Consider the following 16,755-nt stretch of genomic DNA (forward strand, 5'->3'; position numbering starts at 1 on the left):
GGCGTCCGGGAGGGTCGCCCGGGGCGTCGCCCGGGGAGCGGGTCGGCGAGCCGGCCGGTGAGCGGGTCCAGGCGCGGGCCCGAGTCCGGGTCCGGGAGTGGGTCCAGCCCCACCCCGTCGTACGGCCAGGCCCATACCGCGCCGCTCGGGCGCTCCGTAGCGTCGAGGACATCACCACGACACGGAGGAACGAAGGACCATGACGACCACCCCCGCGACCGCGACCACCACCACCGCCACCGCCAACCCCGGCGACTCCCTCACCCGGGAGGCCTTCGACACCGTCGGGACGTACGTCACGCTCTTCGGCGCCGTCAGCGCCGTCGTCCTCGGGACGGTGGCCGTGATGGCCCTCACCCACCACCCGGTGACCGCGTTCCTCTGGGTCCGCGGCGGCATCCTGCTCGCGCTCGCCCCGCTGCTGCGCCGGTACGTGAACCAGGCGTCGCAGGGCTCCCGGCCGGCATTCGACCGGGTGCGCACGCTGGCCACCACCCTGCCGGTCGCCGTCGTCGGCGTCGACCTGGTCCCCGGCCTGTGCCCCGCCTGGTACGCCGTGCTGCAGGGCCTGTCCGCGCTGGCCCTGGTGGCCGTCGCCGTGCTGACCCGCGGTGCCGTCCTGCGGGCCGCGTTCTCCGGGCGGGGGGAGAGGGTCTGAGGATCCGCCGCACAACTCCCGCGGGCCGGACCCCGGCTGACACAATGATCACCATGGCGAAAGGAGTCGGGCGGATGTGGACACCCCCAGGAGGCGGCCCGCGGCGCTGGTGCGTCGAGGTCGGGCTCGGGCTGTACCGGTGCGCCGTGCTGGTCGGGATCACCTGCGTGCCGGCCCTGTTCGCCGTGCCCGTCGCCCTCGGCGGCGCCGCGCTGGCCTACTCCTGGTCCGACGGCCTCTCGGCCCCCCTGGCCCTGCGGGCGCTGGCGACCCTGGGAGAGACCCTGGTGGTGGTCCTGTGGACCGCCGCGACCCTCTGGGTCGTGCACCCGCTGACCAGCCGGACGCTCGCCCGGGCCGCCCGCCGCCGCGCGGCACACTGGCTGAACCTGCAACTCGCGGTGACCTACCGTTCGGTGCCGCCGGTGACCAGGATGGCGACGGGTTTCTGGTGGGACGGTCACGAGTACCACAAGTCCGAACGGGAGGCCCGCCGCCGGGCCGCGGTGCACGCCCGGTTCCACGACCCCCAACTGCACTGGGACGGGCTGTGGGCCCTGGTCGCCTCGGTCACCGTGCTGCCGGTCGCGGCCCTGCCGCTGCTCGCGCTCGGTTACGGCGGCTGCCTGCTGCTGACGCCCGCGGTCACCGGCCGGGGCCCGGAGGCCGCCGGCCACGGGCTCGCCGCGGCCGTGATGGTGGCCGGCCTGGCCGCTGTCCCCTTCGCGTGGCGGCTCCTGGGACCGGTGGCGCGCCGGTTCCTCGGTCCCGTCCCGACCAGTCGGCTCGGGCGGCGGGTGACCGAACTGGAGGGCATCCGCGCGGACCTGACCCAGACCCAGACCCGCGAACTCGAACGCATCGAGCGCGGCCTGCACGACGGCGCGCAGGCCCGCCTGGTGGCCATGGGGATGTCGATGGGCGCCGCCGAGCAGCTCGTCGACAGCAACCCCGAGGCGGCCAAGGCCCTGCTGGCCCAGGCCCGCGCCTCGTCGGCCACCGCGCTCGCCGAACTGCGCTCGCTGGTGCGCGGCATCAACCCGCCGGTGCTCGCCGAGCGCGGCCTGGTCGACGCCGTACGAGCCCTGGCGCTCGACTCCTCCGTGCGGGTCGACGTCGTCAGCCGGCTGCCCTCGCGGCCCGAGCGTCCCGTCGAGTCGGCCCTCTACTTCGCCGTCGCGGAACTGCTGGCGAACGTCGCCAAGCACGCCCGGGCCGAGCGGGTCGGGGTCGAACTCGCCTATGCGTCGCGACTGCTGACCGCCACCGTGAGCGACGACGGGATCGGCGGCGCCGCCGCGTCCGCGGGCTCCGGGCTGAGCGGCATCGAGCGCCGCGCGGCGGCGTTCGGCGGGCGCGTGGAGATCGACAGCCCCGTCGGGGGACCCACTCGAATCACCGTGGCGGTGCCGTGCGAATTGTCGTAGCCGAAGACCTCTTCCTGCTCCGCGACGGGCTGGTGCGCCTCGTCGAGGCGTTCGGGCACGAGGTCGTCGCGGCCGTCGACTCGGGGCCGGCCACGCTGGAGGCCCTGGTCGGCCTGCGACCGGACGTGGCCATCGTGGACGTCCGGCTGCCGCCGACGCTCTGCGACGAGGGACTGCAGGCCGCGCTCTCCGCCCGCCGGGCCGTCCCCGGGCTGCCCGTGCTGATCCTCTCGCAGCACGTGGAGCAGCTGTACGCGCGCGAGCTCCTCGCCGACGGGCACGGTGGCATCGGCTACCAGCTCAAGGACCGCGTGCTGGACGCCGGGCAGTTCATGGACGCGGTCCACCGCGTCGCGGCCGGCGGCACCGCGCTCGACCCGACGGTCGTGGCCAAGCTGCTGGGCCGGCCCCAGCGGGCCGACCCGCTCGCCACGCTGACCGAACGGGAGCGCTCGGTCCTCGCGCTGATGGCCGAGGGGCTCTCCAACACGGCGATCGCCGGCGGGCTCTTCCTCAGCGAGGGCTCCATCAGCAAGTACACGACCGCGATCTTCACCAAGCTCGGTCTGACCAACGACGAGGACAGCAACCGCCGGGTCCGGGCCGTGCTGACCTACCTGGGGGCGGACGGCCAGGACGAGTGACGCGCAGGGGGCGCACCGGGCCGGCAGTGGGGCGGCCGTGTTCAAGGAGTAAACGATAAGGCGGCTTGAGGGCGCCTTAATGCGACATCTCTTGACTCGATCACGCCAACTGGCCAGAGTGACAGACCAGCTGGACCAGCCCTGCTCCGCAGCCCGTCGCCGCCTCCGCCAGGGAGTACTCCGTGATCGCCCGTAGGACCCTGATCGGCGCCTCGATCGCCGCCCTCGCCGCCCCGATCGTGCTCACCGCGCAGGAGCGTGGCGCCAGAGCCGCCACACCGGCCACGCTGAGCGTGAACCTGGCCAACACCACGTCCTCGGACACCGTCTACGCCTACGTCCTGGGACTGGACCCCGCCCAGGGCAACACCTGGGCCTTCCTCCAGGCGGACGGCCGCACGCTCTACCACCCGCCCTCCCCGTCCGCCCCCGGAGCCGCGCTCGGCGCCGACTGCGCGATCGCCCTGCCGCCCGCCGGCGCGGCGCCCCGCACCATCTCGCTGCCCCGGCTGGCGAGCGGGCGGATCTACTTCTCCATCGGCGGCAAGCTGGTGTTCCTGGTCAACCCCGGGCCCGGCATCGCCATGCCCTCGGTGAGCAACCCCAGCGATCCGAACATCAACACGGCCTACAGCTTCTGCGAGTTCACCTACGACCAGAGCCAGCTCTACGCCAACATCAGCTTCGTGGACTTCGTCTCCGTCCCCATCTCCTTCGCCCTGCAGACCTCCCAGGGGACCCAGACGGTCCAGGGGCTGCCGGCCGGCGGGCTGGACTCCGTCTGCGCCGCCCTGCGGGCGCAGGCCGCGGCGGACGGCGGCGACTGGGCCAAGCTGATCGTCCAGGACTCCGCGGGGAGGAACCTGCGCGTCCTCAGCCCCAACCTCGCCATCGGGTCGAACGGTTCGCTCTTCGCCGGGTACCTCGAGCCCTACCTGGACCAGGTGTGGCAGAAGTACCAGAACACGGACCTGGTGATCGACACCCAGTACACCTGGGGCACCGTCAGCGGCCGGGTGAGCAACGGGGTGCTGACCTTCCCCGGGGTGGGGAGCTTCACCAAGCCGTCCACCGCGGCGGTCTTCAACTGCAGCAGCGCGCCCTTCACCACGGGCAACGACGAGATGGGCAACCTCAGCGCGCGCCTCGCGGCGGCCCTCAACCGCACGACGCTGCTGGCTGACGCGAACCAGCCCGACGGCGAGAACCCGGCCGCCTTCTACACCGCGCCCCGCACCAACCACTACGCGCGCATCCTGCACGCGACGACCTCCGACCACCTCGGCTACGCGTTCCCCTACGACGACGTCCACCCGGCCGGCGTCGACTTCGAGGGCAAGGTCCAGTCCGCCACCCCGACCCTGTTCACCATCACCGTCGGAGCCGCCGCCCAGGGCTCGGGCAACCCGCCCCCGCCGGGCGGCGGCAGCGCCTACGGCACGCTCCAGGCGGAGGCGTACACCTCCCAGTCGGGCACCCGGACCGAGGCCTGCGGCGACGCCGGCGGCGGCCGGGACGTGGGGTGGATCTCCAACGGCGACTGGCTCGGCTACGCCGGCATCGACTTCGGTGCGGCCGGCGCCACCCAGTTCAGGGCCCGGGTGGCCTCGGGGGCGGCGTCAGGCGTCAGTGGCCTCGTCGAGGTCCGCCTCGACAGCCCCACCGCCCCGCCCGTCGGCAGCTTCGCCCTGGCGAACACCGGCGGCTGGCAGAGCTGGACCACCGTCCCGGCCGCGATCTCCCGCGTCACCGGCGTCCACACCGTCTACCTGACCTTCAGCAGCGGCCAGGGCGCCGACTACGCGAACATCAACTGGTTCACCTTCGCCGCCAACTGACGGCCGGACAGGCCGAGGCCCCCGCCGGTGCGGCGGGGGCCCGGTCGCGATCAGCTCACGGAACCACGCAGGTGACGACGGCCTTCCAGTAGCCGCCCGCGCCGCCCTCGACCTCCTCACCGCACTGGGCGTCGGTGAAGCCCGCGGCGTGGGCCGAGGCCCACGCCCACGCGCCGGCCTGGCCCGGGTTGCGGCCGGTGGCCACGAAGTGCCTGATCGTGGTGGCGGAGGCCTCGGTGGCGGTGGCGCCCGCGAGGCCGAGCAGGCCGGCCGCGACGAGCGTCACGGCGGCGGCACGGTGGGACAGCGAAGCCATGCTTGTTCTCCATCTTCTCTGGCGGAGTAGTGCGGGAGTCCTGCATGCGCCGGGTCACGGCAAGCAGGGACTTTAACAGCTGATGTGAGTGGCCAACAGATATCCATCAGCTGAAATTAGCGACACTCGACCTCTTCGCCGCCCACGGTGCTGCTGAGCAGGTCCTATGTCGAAGAGCAAGACGTCTCGACTGCAGTGGGCACTCCGAACGAGACCACGGAGGAAACCGTGCCGGCACTGTCGAAGCCCCTCACGTTCCGCTGGGCCCTGACGCCGTGCGTCCGGCTCTCCAGCAGCAGCCTCGCGAACCACAGCAGCGTCCACGTCACCGGCGGCAGTACCGACGTACGCGTCTACACCGGTGTGTACGACTCCTGTAACGGCGTCACCTACGGCATCAACGGCGACTCTGCCGGCGACATCCTCTTCCCGGGCCAGTCCAGTCGGTGGTCAGCCAGGGGGTCTACGGTCTCCACTGCGCCAGTGGCCTCTGGGGCATCGCGCGGATCACCAACTCCGGGAACGGATCCCCCTGGGCCTGGTCGACCGGCATCGCCACCCGGTATCTCCAAGTGATGCTTATATTTCCGCGTGTGCCATGCTGGATTCCTTATATCGGGACCTCCGGTGGCGGCCGCGGGGCCGCTCGGAGTCGACGTGAGGGGCAGGGCGATGAAGACGATCGGGCTGATCGGCGGGATGAGCTGGGAGTCGACGGCGGAGTACTACCGGCTGGTGAACGAGTTCACCCGCGACCGCCTCGGCGGGCTGCACTCGGCCCGGTGCGTGCTCTACTCGGTGGACTTCGCGGAGATCGAGCAGTTGCAGGTCCAGGGGCGCTGGGCGGAGGCCGGCGAGGTGCTGGCCGCGGCCGCTCAAGCGCTTGAGGCGGCCGGCGCCGATCTGGTGCTGATCTGCACCAACACCATGCACAAGGTCGCCGACCGGGTCGAGGCGGCGGTCTCCATCCCCCTGCTGCACCTGGCCGACGCCACCGCCCGGGCGGTACGGGCGTCGGGCCTGCACCGGGTCGGCCTGCTGGGCACCGCGTTCACCATGGAGCAGGACTTCTACCGAGGCCGGCTGGAGGCCGGCGGACTCGAGGTGCGCGTCCCGGACGCCGACGGGCGCGCGCTCGTCCACCGGGTGATCTACCAGGAGCTCTGCCTGGGCGTCGTGCGGGAGGAGTCACGCGCCGCGTACCGGAAGGTCATCGCGGACCTGGTCGCCGGCGGTGCGCAGGGCGTCATCCTGGGCTGCACCGAGATCGAGCTCCTCATCCGCCCCGAGGACAGCCCCGTCCCGGTCTTCGCCACCGCACGGATCCACGCCGCGGCCGCGGTCGACGCGGCCCTGTCCGGCGGTCCGGGCGACGCACCGCCCGCGCCCGCCCCGCACTGACAGCCGGCGGCTCCACCCGCGGCCGGCCCCGGCTCAGAGCAGGGTGTCCATCAGGGTGCTGACGTAGGCGTCGAGCCGCTGCGCCACCGCGCGCGTCGTCAGCTCGGTGCGCCCCGCCTGTCGCCACGGCTGTGCCACCAGCCGCACCTCCTGCGAGAACGCCAGCGCGCTGCGCACCCGCCAGTACAGCCGCTCGCTCGCGGTGGCGGCCGGCACCCCGCCGGCCTGCTCGTACGCCTCGGCGAACCGCAGGCCCCAGGCCGGGCCGTGCAGCAGCGCGAGGTTGGTGCAGCAGTGCGCCACGTCGAGGTCCACCGGGCCCCAGGAGGTCTGGGCCCAGTCGACGACGCCGGTGATCCGGGGACCCGCCGGCCCGGGTGCCGCGGCGTCGAACAGCACGTTGCCGGGTTGGAAGTCCCGGTGCAGGAGCCGCCCCTCGTGGCGCGGCACGGGCCGGCGGATCACCTCGATCGCCCCGGCCCAGGCCGCCGCGTCGGCGCCCTGCGGCGTGACGACGGTGTCGGCGGTCGTCCACGCCACGTACTCCCGGGGCCGCTCGGCGGGTCGCAGCGCGTGGATCGCCACGAGTTGCCGGGCCAGCCGGGGTACGCGCGCCTCCAGGCCCTCGTCGTCCAGGACCGTACGACCCGCCAGATGGGTCATCAGCAGCGAGGGGTACTCGCACTGCTCGGCGGTCGGATCGACCGCGACCAGACCGGGAGCCGGCACGCCGGTCCCCGCCAGCAGGGTCAGGGCACCGGACTCCCGGGTCAGCCAGTCCTCGGCGTGCTCCGCCCGGACGAAGGTCCGCAGCACCAGGTCCCGGGTGCCGCCGCCCCGCCCGCCGATGGTCAGCCTGCGCACCTCGGCCGTGATGCCGCCGTGCAGCGCCTCGCTGCCGACGATCCGTTCGCCGGGCTCCAGGTGCCGGCTCACCCAGGCCCGGGTCAGCGGTCGGACGGGTGCCGCCTGGTCGTGGTTGGTCACCGTGCCACCTCATCATCCCGACGGCGGCCCGCGCGAGGGGCCCGCCGCGGGCGACGGCGGTGGGCGCGCGGACCCGAGGCGGCGCCGTGCGGTCCGCGGGCGAAACCGCCGGTGGTCGACCGCGCGTCTTCGGTGCCAGCCGGGCGCACACGCGTCCGGGGCGTGGGACGGGGGTTCGGGGTGGGCGGCAGTGCCAGGTATGCCGACAGCGTCGTGTTCGTGCTGGACCGTGCTCGCCGGGAGGCGCGCGCGAGTGGCGCCGCGGAGGTGGAACCGGACCACCTGCTGGTCGGGCTGGGGTCGTTGTGCCGCTCCGACCTGGCGCAGGTGCTCGTCCGGGCGGGGTTCGACGAGGCCGGGCGCGCGGCGATGGCGCGGGACGCGGAGCGGGTGCGGGAGTGCTTCGACCGGGCGGGGGTGCACCCGCGGTACCTGCGGCGCAGCCTGCGCACCGCGCTCTCGGTGCGGGTCGCGCCCGGGTCCCCGGCTCCGGGCGTGGTCCCTCGCAGCAGCGCCGCCCGCCAGGTCTTCACGCGGGCCGCGGAGCTGGCCGCTCCGGACCGCGTGCGCGCGGTCGTGCTGTTGCGGGCCGTGCTGGAGGCCCTGACCCCGGTGGGGCGCGAGGTGCTGCGGGCCTACGACGTGGCGGACCCGATGGCCGGCTTCTTCCCCGCGGCGCAGCGGCCCGATGACGACACGCCGTTCCTGGACCGCTACGGCCGTGACCTCAGCGCCCTCGCCCGCGCCGGGTCGTTGCCCCCGCTCATCGGCCGCCGGGACGAACTGCGCTCCCTGGCACGCGTCCTGGTGCGCCGGCACAAGGCGAACGCCGTCCTGGTCGGGCACGCCGGGACGGGCAAGACCGGCATCGTCGAGGGTCTCGCCCAGCGGCTGGCGGCGCCCGGCGCGCCCGCCGAACTCGCGGGCTCGCGCATCGTGGAGCTGTCCATGGCCGCGCTGGTGGCCGGCACCACGCACCGGGGCGAGTTCGAGGAGCGCCTGCGGAACGTCCTGGCCGAGGCCGCCCGTTCACCCGAGCTGATCCTCTTCGTCGATGAGCTGCACACCGTCGTCGGCGCGGGTGGACGCGGCGCGAGCGACGCCGCCAACATCCTCAAACCCGCGCTGGCCCGCGGTGAGTTGCGCTGCGTCGGCGCCACCACGCCGGCCGAGTACCGGCGCGACATCGAGGGTGACGCCGCGCTGCGACGGCGGTTCGAGGTGATCTGGGTCGACGAGCCGACCCGGGACGAGGCGGTGGAGATCCTCGCCGGCCTGCGGGAGTCGCTCGGCGCCCACCACGGCGTGCCCATCACCCCGGCCGCCTGCGAGGCCGCCGTCGACCTGAGCATCCGTCATCTGCCGGAGCTGCGGCTGCCGGACAAGGCCATCGACGTGCTCGACCAGGCCTGCGCCGTCGCCCGGATCCGCACCCTCAGCCCCGGTCGCCCGCCGGGCCCGCAGGGAGCCGAGCGGATCGGACGCGAGGAGGTGGCCGTGGTGGTGGCCGAGCGCGCCCGGCTGCCGCTGGAGCGGGTCACCCGCGGTGAGGCCGAGCGGTTGCTGGCGATGGAGGAGCACCTGCGCCGCCGGGTGAGCGGTCAGCCCGCGGCCGTGCACGCGGTGGCGCAGGCGGTGCGGACCGGCAGGTCGGGCCTGGGTGACCCGCGTCGCCCGGTCGGGGTGCTGCTGTTCGCCGGACCGACCGGGACCGGCAAGACCGAACTGGCCAAGGCCCTGGCGGAGTTCCTCTTCGGCGACGAGCAACGGCTGGTGCGGGTCGACCTGTCGGAGTACAAGGAGCGGCACTCGATCTCCCGCCTGCTGGGCGCCCCGCCCGGCTACCTCGGCCACGACCGGGAGGGGCAGCTCAGCGGCCCGCTGCGGGACCACCCGCACAGCGTCGTGCTCTTCGACGAGGTGGAGAAGGCGCACCCGGAGGTCCTCGACCTGCTGCTGCAGGTCTGCGACGAGGGGCAGTTGACCGACGCCCGGGGCCGCCGGGTGCCGTTCGGCGAGTCGGTGGTCATCATGACGTCCAACCTCGGTGCCGCGCGGGCCCCTTCGGGCGGGCCCTTCGGCTTCGCTGGGCCGAAACCGGGCCCGGGCCCGGGCGCCGGCGTCGGTGCCGGTGAGCAGGCGGGGCGGGAGCCGGTCCTGGCGGCGCTCCGGGAGGGGCTGCGGCCCGAACTGCTCGGCCGCATCCGCGACGTGGTGGTCTTCTCGCCGCTGTCGGCGGCCGCCCTGGAGCAGGTGCTGGACAAGCTGCTCGACCGGCTCGCCGACCGCCTGCGCGGCCGCTCGATCGAGCTCACCCTCACCGACGGCGCCCGGCGGCTGCTGCTCGAGCACGGATCCGACCCGGGCGCCGGGGCCCGCGCGCTGGAGGGCGCCGTGGACCGGCTGCTGGTCCAGCCGCTCGGGCGGGCGCTGCTGGCCGGGAGCGTGCTGGCGGGGGCCGTGGTGCGGGCGGACGCCGAGGGCGGGGAACTGGTCCTGTCGCCGGGGGAGGCGCCGGGTGCGGCCTCGGGCTCCGGCCGGATCCGGACCTCCGGTGGGCGGCTGCCGGAGGGCGGGCTACGATCGGGGCCTTTCGACTAGCGATCAGGAGCTCGCCGATGCGGGTGGACCGACTTCGTGGGCGGCTGCGGGGCCGGCCGTGGGTGCGGCGGTCGCGGGCGCTGGCGGCGGCCGCCGTGGTGGCGGGCGTGGCGAGCGGCTGCGGGCCGAACACCGACGCGTACGTGGCGCTGCAGACGGTGATGAAGAACCACATCACCACCCAGGACCACCGACCGGTGGCCTCGGTGTCGTGCACGCCGCACGTGCACGACACCGCGCGGGAGGAGACGGCGCACCTGCGCTGCCTGGTCGTCTTCCAGGACAGGACGTCCTACACGGCCAACGCGGCCATCCACAACCAGAACTCCGGCGGCACCCACAACCGGCCCGACAGCTACTCCTGGGACAGCCCCCCGCGCTGAGTCCGACCGGTCGTCGCGCACAGCCGTCGCGCCCGGCAGCCGCTGCCCGTCCGGGCAGCCGGCCCGTCCCCCGGTGCTGCCCGCTCCGCCCTCGCCGTCCGCCCCGCGGGCGACTAGAGATGGACGGTCCCGTGCCGGACCGCGACGGAGGAGACCGGATGCGCGCCCAGGAGCCGATGCCGCAGGGCCCCGACGCCCCCTCCCGGGCCCGGCGCCCGTCGGCGGCCGCCGGAGCGGTAGCCGCCGGACCTCTCGTCGGCCGACGTCCCCTCGCCCCGGGCGACGTCGCCGCGCTGCAACGCGCCGTCGGCAACCGGGCGGTGGCGCGCCTGCTCGCCGAGGCCGCCGCCGACTCCTGCCCCGGGCACCGTGAGGCGGTCCAACGCAGCGCGGTCCACCGGGTGCTGCAGAGCGGGGGCCGGCCGCTCGACGCCCCGGTGCGGCAGGAGATGGAGGCCCGGCTGGGCGCCGACTTCACCGACGTGCGGCTGCACACCGACACCGGCGCCCAGCGCTCCGCCGCGGAACTCGGTGCCCGGGCCTACACTTCGGGCAGCCACATCGTGGTGGGGGCGGGCGGCGGCGACAAGCACACGCTGGCGCATGAGCTCACGCACGTCATCCAGCAGCGCAACGGCCCCGTGGCGGGCACCGACAACGGCGCCGGCGTCAGCGTCAGCGATCCCTCGGACCGGTTCGAGCGCGCCGCCGAGGCGAACGCCGCCCGGGTGATGCGGGGGGCGCCCCCGGCGCGCAGCGACCTGGAGGTCCCCGCCGAGCCGTCGTCGCAGGACGCCGGAGCGGCCGTGCAGCGGGTGATCACCTTCAAGCCCTTCCACGGCATGGCGAAGGCCAACGTCAGTCTCGCCGCCCTCGTCACCGACACCCTCCAGCACATGGGCCTGACCTATCCCCGGGGCGGCACCAGCGGGAACTCGGTGAACATCGAGAAGATGCTGCACGACACGGGCGGCTACTCCGACCCCGGTGCCCCGGACGACTTCGAGGAGATCCGGATGATCGACAGCGGTCTGGTCCGGGCCAAGGGGCAGACCAACGCGGCCACCGCGATGCACGCGATCAACGCCAGCTTCGCCGCCGGGACCAACAACACGGCCTGGAACATCTTCATGGGTTCCGCCCACTCCAACACCGACCTGCACGCGAACCTGGTGGAGCGGCCCATCCGGGCCGCGATCCAGAGCGGGAAGCCCGGTCGGGCCAGGGCGTACGAGGCGACCATGGCGGCCAACCCGCCCACCGCGCTGACGAACCACGCCGGGCTCTTCGGCTGGAACGACCCCACGCTGGCGCTGCCCGGGGTCAGCTCGCAGGCGTCGGTGCTGGCCGGTCTCGACCCGGACCCGCTCCCCAAGCTCACCCACGTGGCGGACCCGAACGCGCCGCTCGCCGACACGGCGGGCACGATCTGGCCCAAGATGATCCAGTACACCGTGGTCCCCAACCACACCTACGCCGCCTACCCGCACTGGCCGGCCTTCCTCACCAAGAACCGCGACGACGCGCAGGCGCTGGTGGACGCCGAGGAGGCCAAGCCGCTGACCGACCCGACCCGGGCCGCCCAGGCCCTGATCGACACCGAGAAGCACGCGATCACCCTCCTGGAGACCCGGGCGCACCAGCTCTTCCCGGAGACCTTCAGCTGCACGGCGAACTACTGGCTGGCCTCCTACGACCCGGCCGCGCCCTGGTACCGCTCCACCGACCACGAGACCTACGATGCGGAGAAGTGAGTGACCGGCCGACCGCCCGGCGTCCTGCTCTCCTTCGGCCCGGAGGGTGAGCGCGCCGCCCGGCGCCTGGACGCCCTGTTGCGCGGCGGCGGCGTGCGCACCGCCCTCGACGGCTTGGGGCACCTGGACGCCGGCCTGCCGCCCGGGCCGGTCCTGCTCGACCTCGGCGCCTGCGACCTGCTGGTGGTCCTCTGGGGGCGCCGGTCCGCGGCCGACCCGGCGGTGGGCGCCCGGCTGACCGTGGCCGAGTCCTTCGGCACGCCGCTGCTCTGCTACGGCCTGGACGACACCCCCGCCCCCGCGCGGGCGGGCACGGTGATCCGCGCCGCGCACCACGACCCGGCCGGCGACGCGGAGGCCGCGCACCGGGTGCTGGTCGCCGCCCACCAGGGCCGTCCCGTCCCGGCTCCGGCTCCGCCGCCGAGCGGCGGGGCCGCCGTCACCCCGGGCCACTGGACGATCGAGGACGACGCGACCCACCCCTCGATCCTGTCACTGGAGCTGTCCGCGGAGGGCGGCGTGAGGGGATCCCTGCGGCACCGTCAGCTGCTCGCCCAGGTCACGGGCCGCTGGCGCTTCGAGGCGCGGGACCGGCGGCTCGAGCTGGACCTGCGGCACGCCTTCGGTCTGCGACCGGTCCGCACCCGGCTCGAACTCCAGCTCCTGGACGGCGATCGGCAGGGGCTGCGCGCCGAGGACGTGCACGGACTGGCGCACCGCCGCCGCTACCGGCTGGAGCGCACGGGGGAGGGGTGAGCCTGCCCGAACGGGCGTCCCCGGGCGTCCCCGGGGTCGGCCCTCACGGCCTGGCGGCCCGCCACCGGCCACGACCAGGATGACCCGCGACCGTTCCCCGACCGGTGGGCGGTCCCGGGACCCGCCCGAGGGGTCCCGGGCCGAAGCAGGACCGAGTGCGGGGGACGATGTCCGGTGCGTAGTGTCGATCACCGACCGAGGACCGGCCCTCGCCGCGGCGGCCGCTCCGTCGCGCTGCTGCTGACGCTGGTCCTGGCGGCCGCGGGCCTGTTCGCCCTGGTGGCGCGCGGTCAGACGGCGACGGCGGGCACGCCGCTGGCCCTGGACGGCCGGATCGCGTACGGCGGCACCCTGCACCGCAGCATCGGCGTCGTCGATCCGGGCAACCCCGCGGCGAGCACGCCGTTCTTCCCCGGCGGTCCGCAGCACTACGACGACGAGGTGTCCGCACGGGGGGACACGGTCGTCTGGACCAGCCTGCGCGCCTCCGCCGCGCCCGAGGTCTGGCTGCGGCGGGGCGAGGGCCCGATCACCGAGGTCACCGGCCCGCAGGTGGTGGGCGTCCAGCATCCGGTGCTCTCCCCGGACGGGCGGCAGATCGCCTTCGCGGCCGCCACCGACCGCCCGGACCCGGCCCTGCACGACATCTGGGTGGTGGGCACCGACGGCACCGGGCTGCGCCGGGTGACCGACGGCCAGGGCGACAACACCTGGCCGACCTGGTCGCCCACCGGCACCGAGCTCGCCTTCAGCGGTGACCGCGGCACCGACGGGGTCCACCAGATCTACCGGATCGCGGCCGGCGGCGGCGACCTGCGCCAGCTCACCTTCGCATCCGTTCCCGTGCAGACCCGCTCCTACCCGGTGGGCGACCTCGAACCGAGCTGGGACCCGGTGGCCGACCACCAGCGCCTGCTCTTCACCAGCAGCGACGACCGGCCCCCGGTCCCCGACAGTCCGCCGGACCTGATCCAGCAGCTCACCGTCCTCCACCTGGGCGGCGCCGCGGCGGGCACCGAGCAGCCCCTGATGCCCGGCGCCCTGTCGTCGCACACCGGAAGCTGGTCCCCGGACGGCACCCAGGTGGCCTTCGTCGGGCGCCCGCCACGGGGCGACACCGGGCCCGACCCGATCGACCGGCTCTACACGGTCGCACCGTTCGAATCCGGCGACCACGCGGTGCTGCGGCTGTCGGAGGACCGGCAGGTCGCCTCCCCGACCTGGTACGCGCCGGCCGGCGCTGCCCCCCAACTGCTGGTCACCCGGGACACCGCCGCCACCGCCGGCACGGTGGACCTGTCCGACATCACCTCCGGCGGCGCCGACCCCCGGGACCTGCTGCTGGCCGTGCGCGACCCGGATGACGTCTACGCCGAGGAGAGCCAGAGTTACGCGCCCGACGGGCGCCACCTCGCCTTCTCCCGGGTCGAGCGGCGCGACGACGGGTCCTCGCTGAGCGCGGTCTGGATCGCCGACGCCGACGGCTCGGACGCCCACCCGCTGGCCGACGACGCCTACCAGCCGGGGGAGGACGACAGCGACCCGGCCTGGTCGCCGGACGGCACCCGGATCGCGCTGACCCGCAGGGGACCGGGCGCCACCGGCAGCCGGATCTCGGTGCTGGACGCGGTCAGCGGTCACCTGCTCCTGACCCTGCCGCAGGGACCGCTCGACGCGGACTCCCAGCCGGCCTTCTCGCCCGACGGCGGCACGCTGGCCTTCACCCGCCACGGGAGGGAGGAGACGCGGGCGTCGCACATCTGGTCGGCCCGCGCGGGCGACGGATCCGACCAGCGCGACCTCACCGCGGTGGAGAACCCCGACGGCGCCCGCACCCTGGACAGCGCGGCGGCCTACGCACCCGACGGCCGGACGCTGGCGTTCGCCACCATGGGCGCGATCGGCCTGATGGACGCGGACGGCCGCGACCACCGGCTGCTCCCCGACCCGCTCGACCGGTGCCACGCGCGCGAACGGGTCCCCTCGTCGGCGCCCTGCCTGACCCCCACCTGGTCCCCGGACGGCGCGACCGTGCTGGCCGACGCGCAGTCCACCAACGCCGACGGCTGGGCGGATCCGGCCACCAGCCGCCGGTCCGTCCAGTTCATGTCCCCGGTCAGTGGCGCGGGCCCGGCGCTGACCCCGACCGAACCCCAGGCCCAGGGGCAGCAGTTCCACCCCAGCTGGCAGCCGACCGCCAACCTGGGCACGGCGCTGGTGACGCCACCGGCGCCGGCCGCGGTCGGCGCCACGACCGACCTCACGCTGAGCGTCACCAACCAGGGCAGCGCGGGTGACCCGGCGGTGCGGCTGACCCTCGCCGTCCCCGACGGGCTGCGGCTGACCGGCCTCACGACGGATCACGGAACCTGCCGGCCCACCGACCTCGGCTGCGAGCTGGGCGACCTGCCGGCCGGTCAGGGCGCCCGGGTCACCGTCGAGCTGGTCGGTCTGAGCGCGGGCACCCGGACGGTCGCCTGGTCGACCACCGGCTGGGTCCTCGACCCCGACCTGGCCGACAACCACGCCCAGGCACCGACGACGACAGGCCCGCCCACCCCCGCCCCGCCCAGCACGACGCCGACCCCGGCGCCCGCGCTGCCCGACCCGGCCGTGCAGATCACCGCGACACCGGCACCGGCCTACGTCGGGGGGCCCGTCACCCTGACCTACACCGTGACCGACCGCGGCGCCGCCCCCGCCACCGGGCTGCGGCTGCTGCCGCACACGCCGGCCGGCGTCGCGGTGGCGTCCTGGCCGGCGGGCTGCGATCCGGGCGGCGGATGCGTGCTCGGGGACCTGGACCCGGGCGCCTCCGCGGTGGTGCAGGTGGTCGCCGTCCCGGCGGTGGCCGGAGCACTGGACTTCGCCGCGACCGTCACCACCGGCGGCCCCACCGCGCTCCCCGACGACGGTCACGCCCATCTGACGCTCCAGGTCGGGCAGCCCGCCGTCACCTCCGCGCCGCAGGTCGGCTCGCCCGGGTCCGTCACCCTGGTCCGCGGCCAGGGCTTCCCACCGGGCCTCCCGGTGCGGCTGACCTGGTCGCCGGGGATCACCGCGGCGAGCCGACCGGCCGTCCCGGCCGCGGACGGCACCTTCGTCGCGCAGCTGCTGGTCATGCCGGGCGACGAGACCGGCCCGCGCACCGTCACCGCCACGGGCACCGGCTTCGCGCCGGTCACCACGGCGTTCCTCGTGGTGGCCGGCTCCCAGGGCCCACCCCTGTTCTTCGGCTCCGCGCCGAGCGTCCGTCGGGAGTGAAGGCGTGATCCACGAGATCGACGAGGCCCTGCACGGCCTGCTCACCTCGCAGGTGCTCGCCACGAGCGGCATCGAGGTGGTCTTCGACGCGCCGACCCGGGAGTGGGCCTCGCGGCGCAACGCGCCGACCGTCAACCTCTTCCTCTACGACATCCGCGAGGCGGTCGAGCACCGCCAGCAGGGCAGGCGGGCCCACCACGCGGCCGACGGCACGGTGGCCGCGGTCCAGGGGCCGCCACGGTGGTTCGCACTGTCGTACCTGGTCACGGCCTGGACGAAGCGACCCCAGGACGAGCACCGGCTGCTGTCGGACCTGCTGTGCGGGCTGATGGACGGTGACGTGCTGCCCGCCGAGCGGCTCGGCGGCTCGCTGGCCGCCCTGGCCCTGGCGGTCCCGTACACGATCGCGCTGCCGCCGGGCGAGGGGCGGGCGCTGGCCGACGTCTGGTCGGCACTGGGCGGGGAACTCAAACCCTCGCTCGACCTGGTGGTGACCGCCCCCCTCGCGGCGGCCCGCCGGCCGGTCGGGCCGGCCGTCACGGACGCGCTGGTGGTCCGCGCGGTGGACCGCGCCGACCCGCGGCGCGGCGAACTGCGCCGTCCGCGCCACGAGGGGGTGTCCGAGGACGGCGCCATCGGGGTGCGGCGGGTCCGCGGGGAGACGGACCGCCGGCCGCCGGCCGGTCCGGTGCCCCGGTGACCGCGCCGGGCGTGGCGGTGCAGGGG

At 75.0% G+C, this 16,755-nt stretch carries 13 protein-coding genes; 11 read left to right on the forward strand and 2 right to left on the reverse strand.

Annotated features, from left to right (window positions below; translation table 11 throughout):
* The first annotated feature begins 199 nt into the window (after nt 1–199).
* The 4 genes from ABD323_RS00105 (at nt 200) to ABD323_RS00120 (ending at nt 4,567) form a co-directional block, all read left to right on the forward strand.
* Entirely contained in the window at nt 200–658 is a 459-nt protein-coding gene (locus ABD323_RS00105) for a hypothetical protein (protein WP_344437457.1), read from the forward strand.
* A 53-nt stretch (nt 659–711) separates the two neighbouring features.
* The gene (locus ABD323_RS00110; protein WP_344437460.1) at nt 712–2,085 is read left to right on the forward strand and encodes a sensor histidine kinase; all 1,374 of its coding nucleotides are present in this window, start codon (nt 712–714) and stop codon (nt 2,083–2,085) included.
* Nucleotides 2,070–2,729: a response regulator transcription factor gene (locus ABD323_RS00115; protein WP_344437462.1), complete on the forward strand. Its 660-nt coding sequence runs from the start codon at nt 2,070–2,072 to the stop codon at nt 2,727–2,729. Before ABD323_RS00110 ends, ABD323_RS00115 begins: the two co-directional genes overlap by 16 nt.
* A 182-nt stretch (nt 2,730–2,911) precedes the next feature.
* Nucleotides 2,912–4,567 (forward strand): beta-1,3-glucanase family protein, encoded by a 1,656-nt coding sequence (locus tag ABD323_RS00120; RefSeq protein WP_344437464.1) that lies wholly within the window; start codon nt 2,912–2,914, stop codon nt 4,565–4,567.
* 55 nt (nt 4,568–4,622) lie between these two features.
* On the opposite strand, the gene ABD323_RS00125 is transcribed toward ABD323_RS00120, so the two are convergent.
* Nucleotides 4,623–4,883: a hypothetical protein gene (locus tag ABD323_RS00125; protein WP_344437466.1), complete on the reverse strand. Its 261-nt coding sequence runs from the start codon at nt 4,881–4,883 to the stop codon at nt 4,623–4,625.
* Between the two features lie 672 nt (nt 4,884–5,555).
* Between ABD323_RS00125 and ABD323_RS00130 the strand changes: the two genes are divergently transcribed.
* A complete protein-coding gene (locus ABD323_RS00130; RefSeq protein ID WP_344437469.1) occupies nt 5,556–6,284 on the forward strand; it encodes an aspartate/glutamate racemase family protein in 729 nt (242 codons plus the stop codon).
* A gap of 33 nt (nt 6,285–6,317) precedes the next feature.
* Here ABD323_RS00130 and ABD323_RS00135 read toward each other — a convergent pair whose 3' ends face one another.
* Complete coding sequence (locus ABD323_RS00135; protein ID WP_344437471.1) at nt 6,318–7,271, reverse strand: phosphotransferase family protein; 954 nt, start codon at nt 7,269–7,271, stop codon at nt 6,318–6,320.
* 219 nt (nt 7,272–7,490) lie between these two features.
* On the opposite strand from ABD323_RS00135, the gene ABD323_RS00140 reads away from it, so the two are divergent.
* From ABD323_RS00140 to ABD323_RS00165, 6 genes are all read left to right on the forward strand, one after another.
* Nucleotides 7,491–9,872, forward strand: coding sequence for an AAA family ATPase (locus ABD323_RS00140; protein ID WP_344437473.1), 2,382 nt, complete (start codon nt 7,491–7,493; stop codon nt 9,870–9,872).
* Nucleotides 9,873–9,889: 17 nt separating this feature from the next.
* On the forward strand, nt 9,890–10,255 hold the full coding sequence (locus ABD323_RS00145) for a hypothetical protein (RefSeq protein WP_344437475.1): 366 nt from the start codon (nt 9,890–9,892) through the stop codon (nt 10,253–10,255).
* A 158-nt stretch (nt 10,256–10,413) separates the two neighbouring features.
* Entirely contained in the window at nt 10,414–12,009 is a 1,596-nt protein-coding gene (locus ABD323_RS00150; RefSeq protein ID WP_344437477.1) for an eCIS core domain-containing protein, read from the forward strand.
* Nucleotides 12,010–12,765, forward strand: coding sequence for a hypothetical protein (locus ABD323_RS00155; protein WP_344437479.1), 756 nt, complete (start codon nt 12,010–12,012; stop codon nt 12,763–12,765).
* 174 nt (nt 12,766–12,939) lie between these two features.
* Nucleotides 12,940–16,029, forward strand: a complete 3,090-nt coding sequence (locus ABD323_RS00160) for a hypothetical protein (RefSeq protein ID WP_344437481.1) — start codon at nt 12,940–12,942, stop codon at nt 16,027–16,029.
* 4 nt (nt 16,030–16,033) lie between these two features.
* Nucleotides 16,034–16,729 carry a Pvc16 family protein gene (locus ABD323_RS00165; RefSeq protein WP_344437483.1) on the forward strand — a complete coding sequence of 232 codons (696 nt, stop codon included), beginning with the start codon at nt 16,034–16,036 and terminating at the stop codon, nt 16,727–16,729.
* Nucleotides 16,730–16,755: the final 26 nt, after the last annotated feature.

It is taken from the genome of Kitasatospora nipponensis (genome assembly GCF_039528135.1).
GTDB classification, from domain to species: domain Bacteria; phylum Actinomycetota; class Actinomycetes; order Streptomycetales; family Streptomycetaceae; genus Kitasatospora; species Kitasatospora nipponensis.

Coding starts and splice junctions, on each gene's coding strand:
- ABD323_RS00110 (WP_344437460.1), top strand. CDS start 712: ATGGCGAAAGGAGTCGGGCGGATGTGGACACCCCCAGGAGGCGGCCCG.
- ABD323_RS00125 (WP_344437466.1), bottom strand. CDS start 4,883: ATGGCTTCGCTGTCCCACCGTGCCGCCGCCGTGACGCTCGTCGCGGCC.
- ABD323_RS00130 (WP_344437469.1), top strand. CDS start 5,556: ATGAAGACGATCGGGCTGATCGGCGGGATGAGCTGGGAGTCGACGGCG.
- ABD323_RS00145 (WP_344437475.1), top strand. CDS start 9,890: ATGCGGGTGGACCGACTTCGTGGGCGGCTGCGGGGCCGGCCGTGGGTG.
- ABD323_RS00105 (WP_344437457.1), top strand. CDS start 200: ATGACGACCACCCCCGCGACCGCGACCACCACCACCGCCACCGCCAAC.
- ABD323_RS00150 (WP_344437477.1), top strand. CDS start 10,414: ATGCGCGCCCAGGAGCCGATGCCGCAGGGCCCCGACGCCCCCTCCCGG.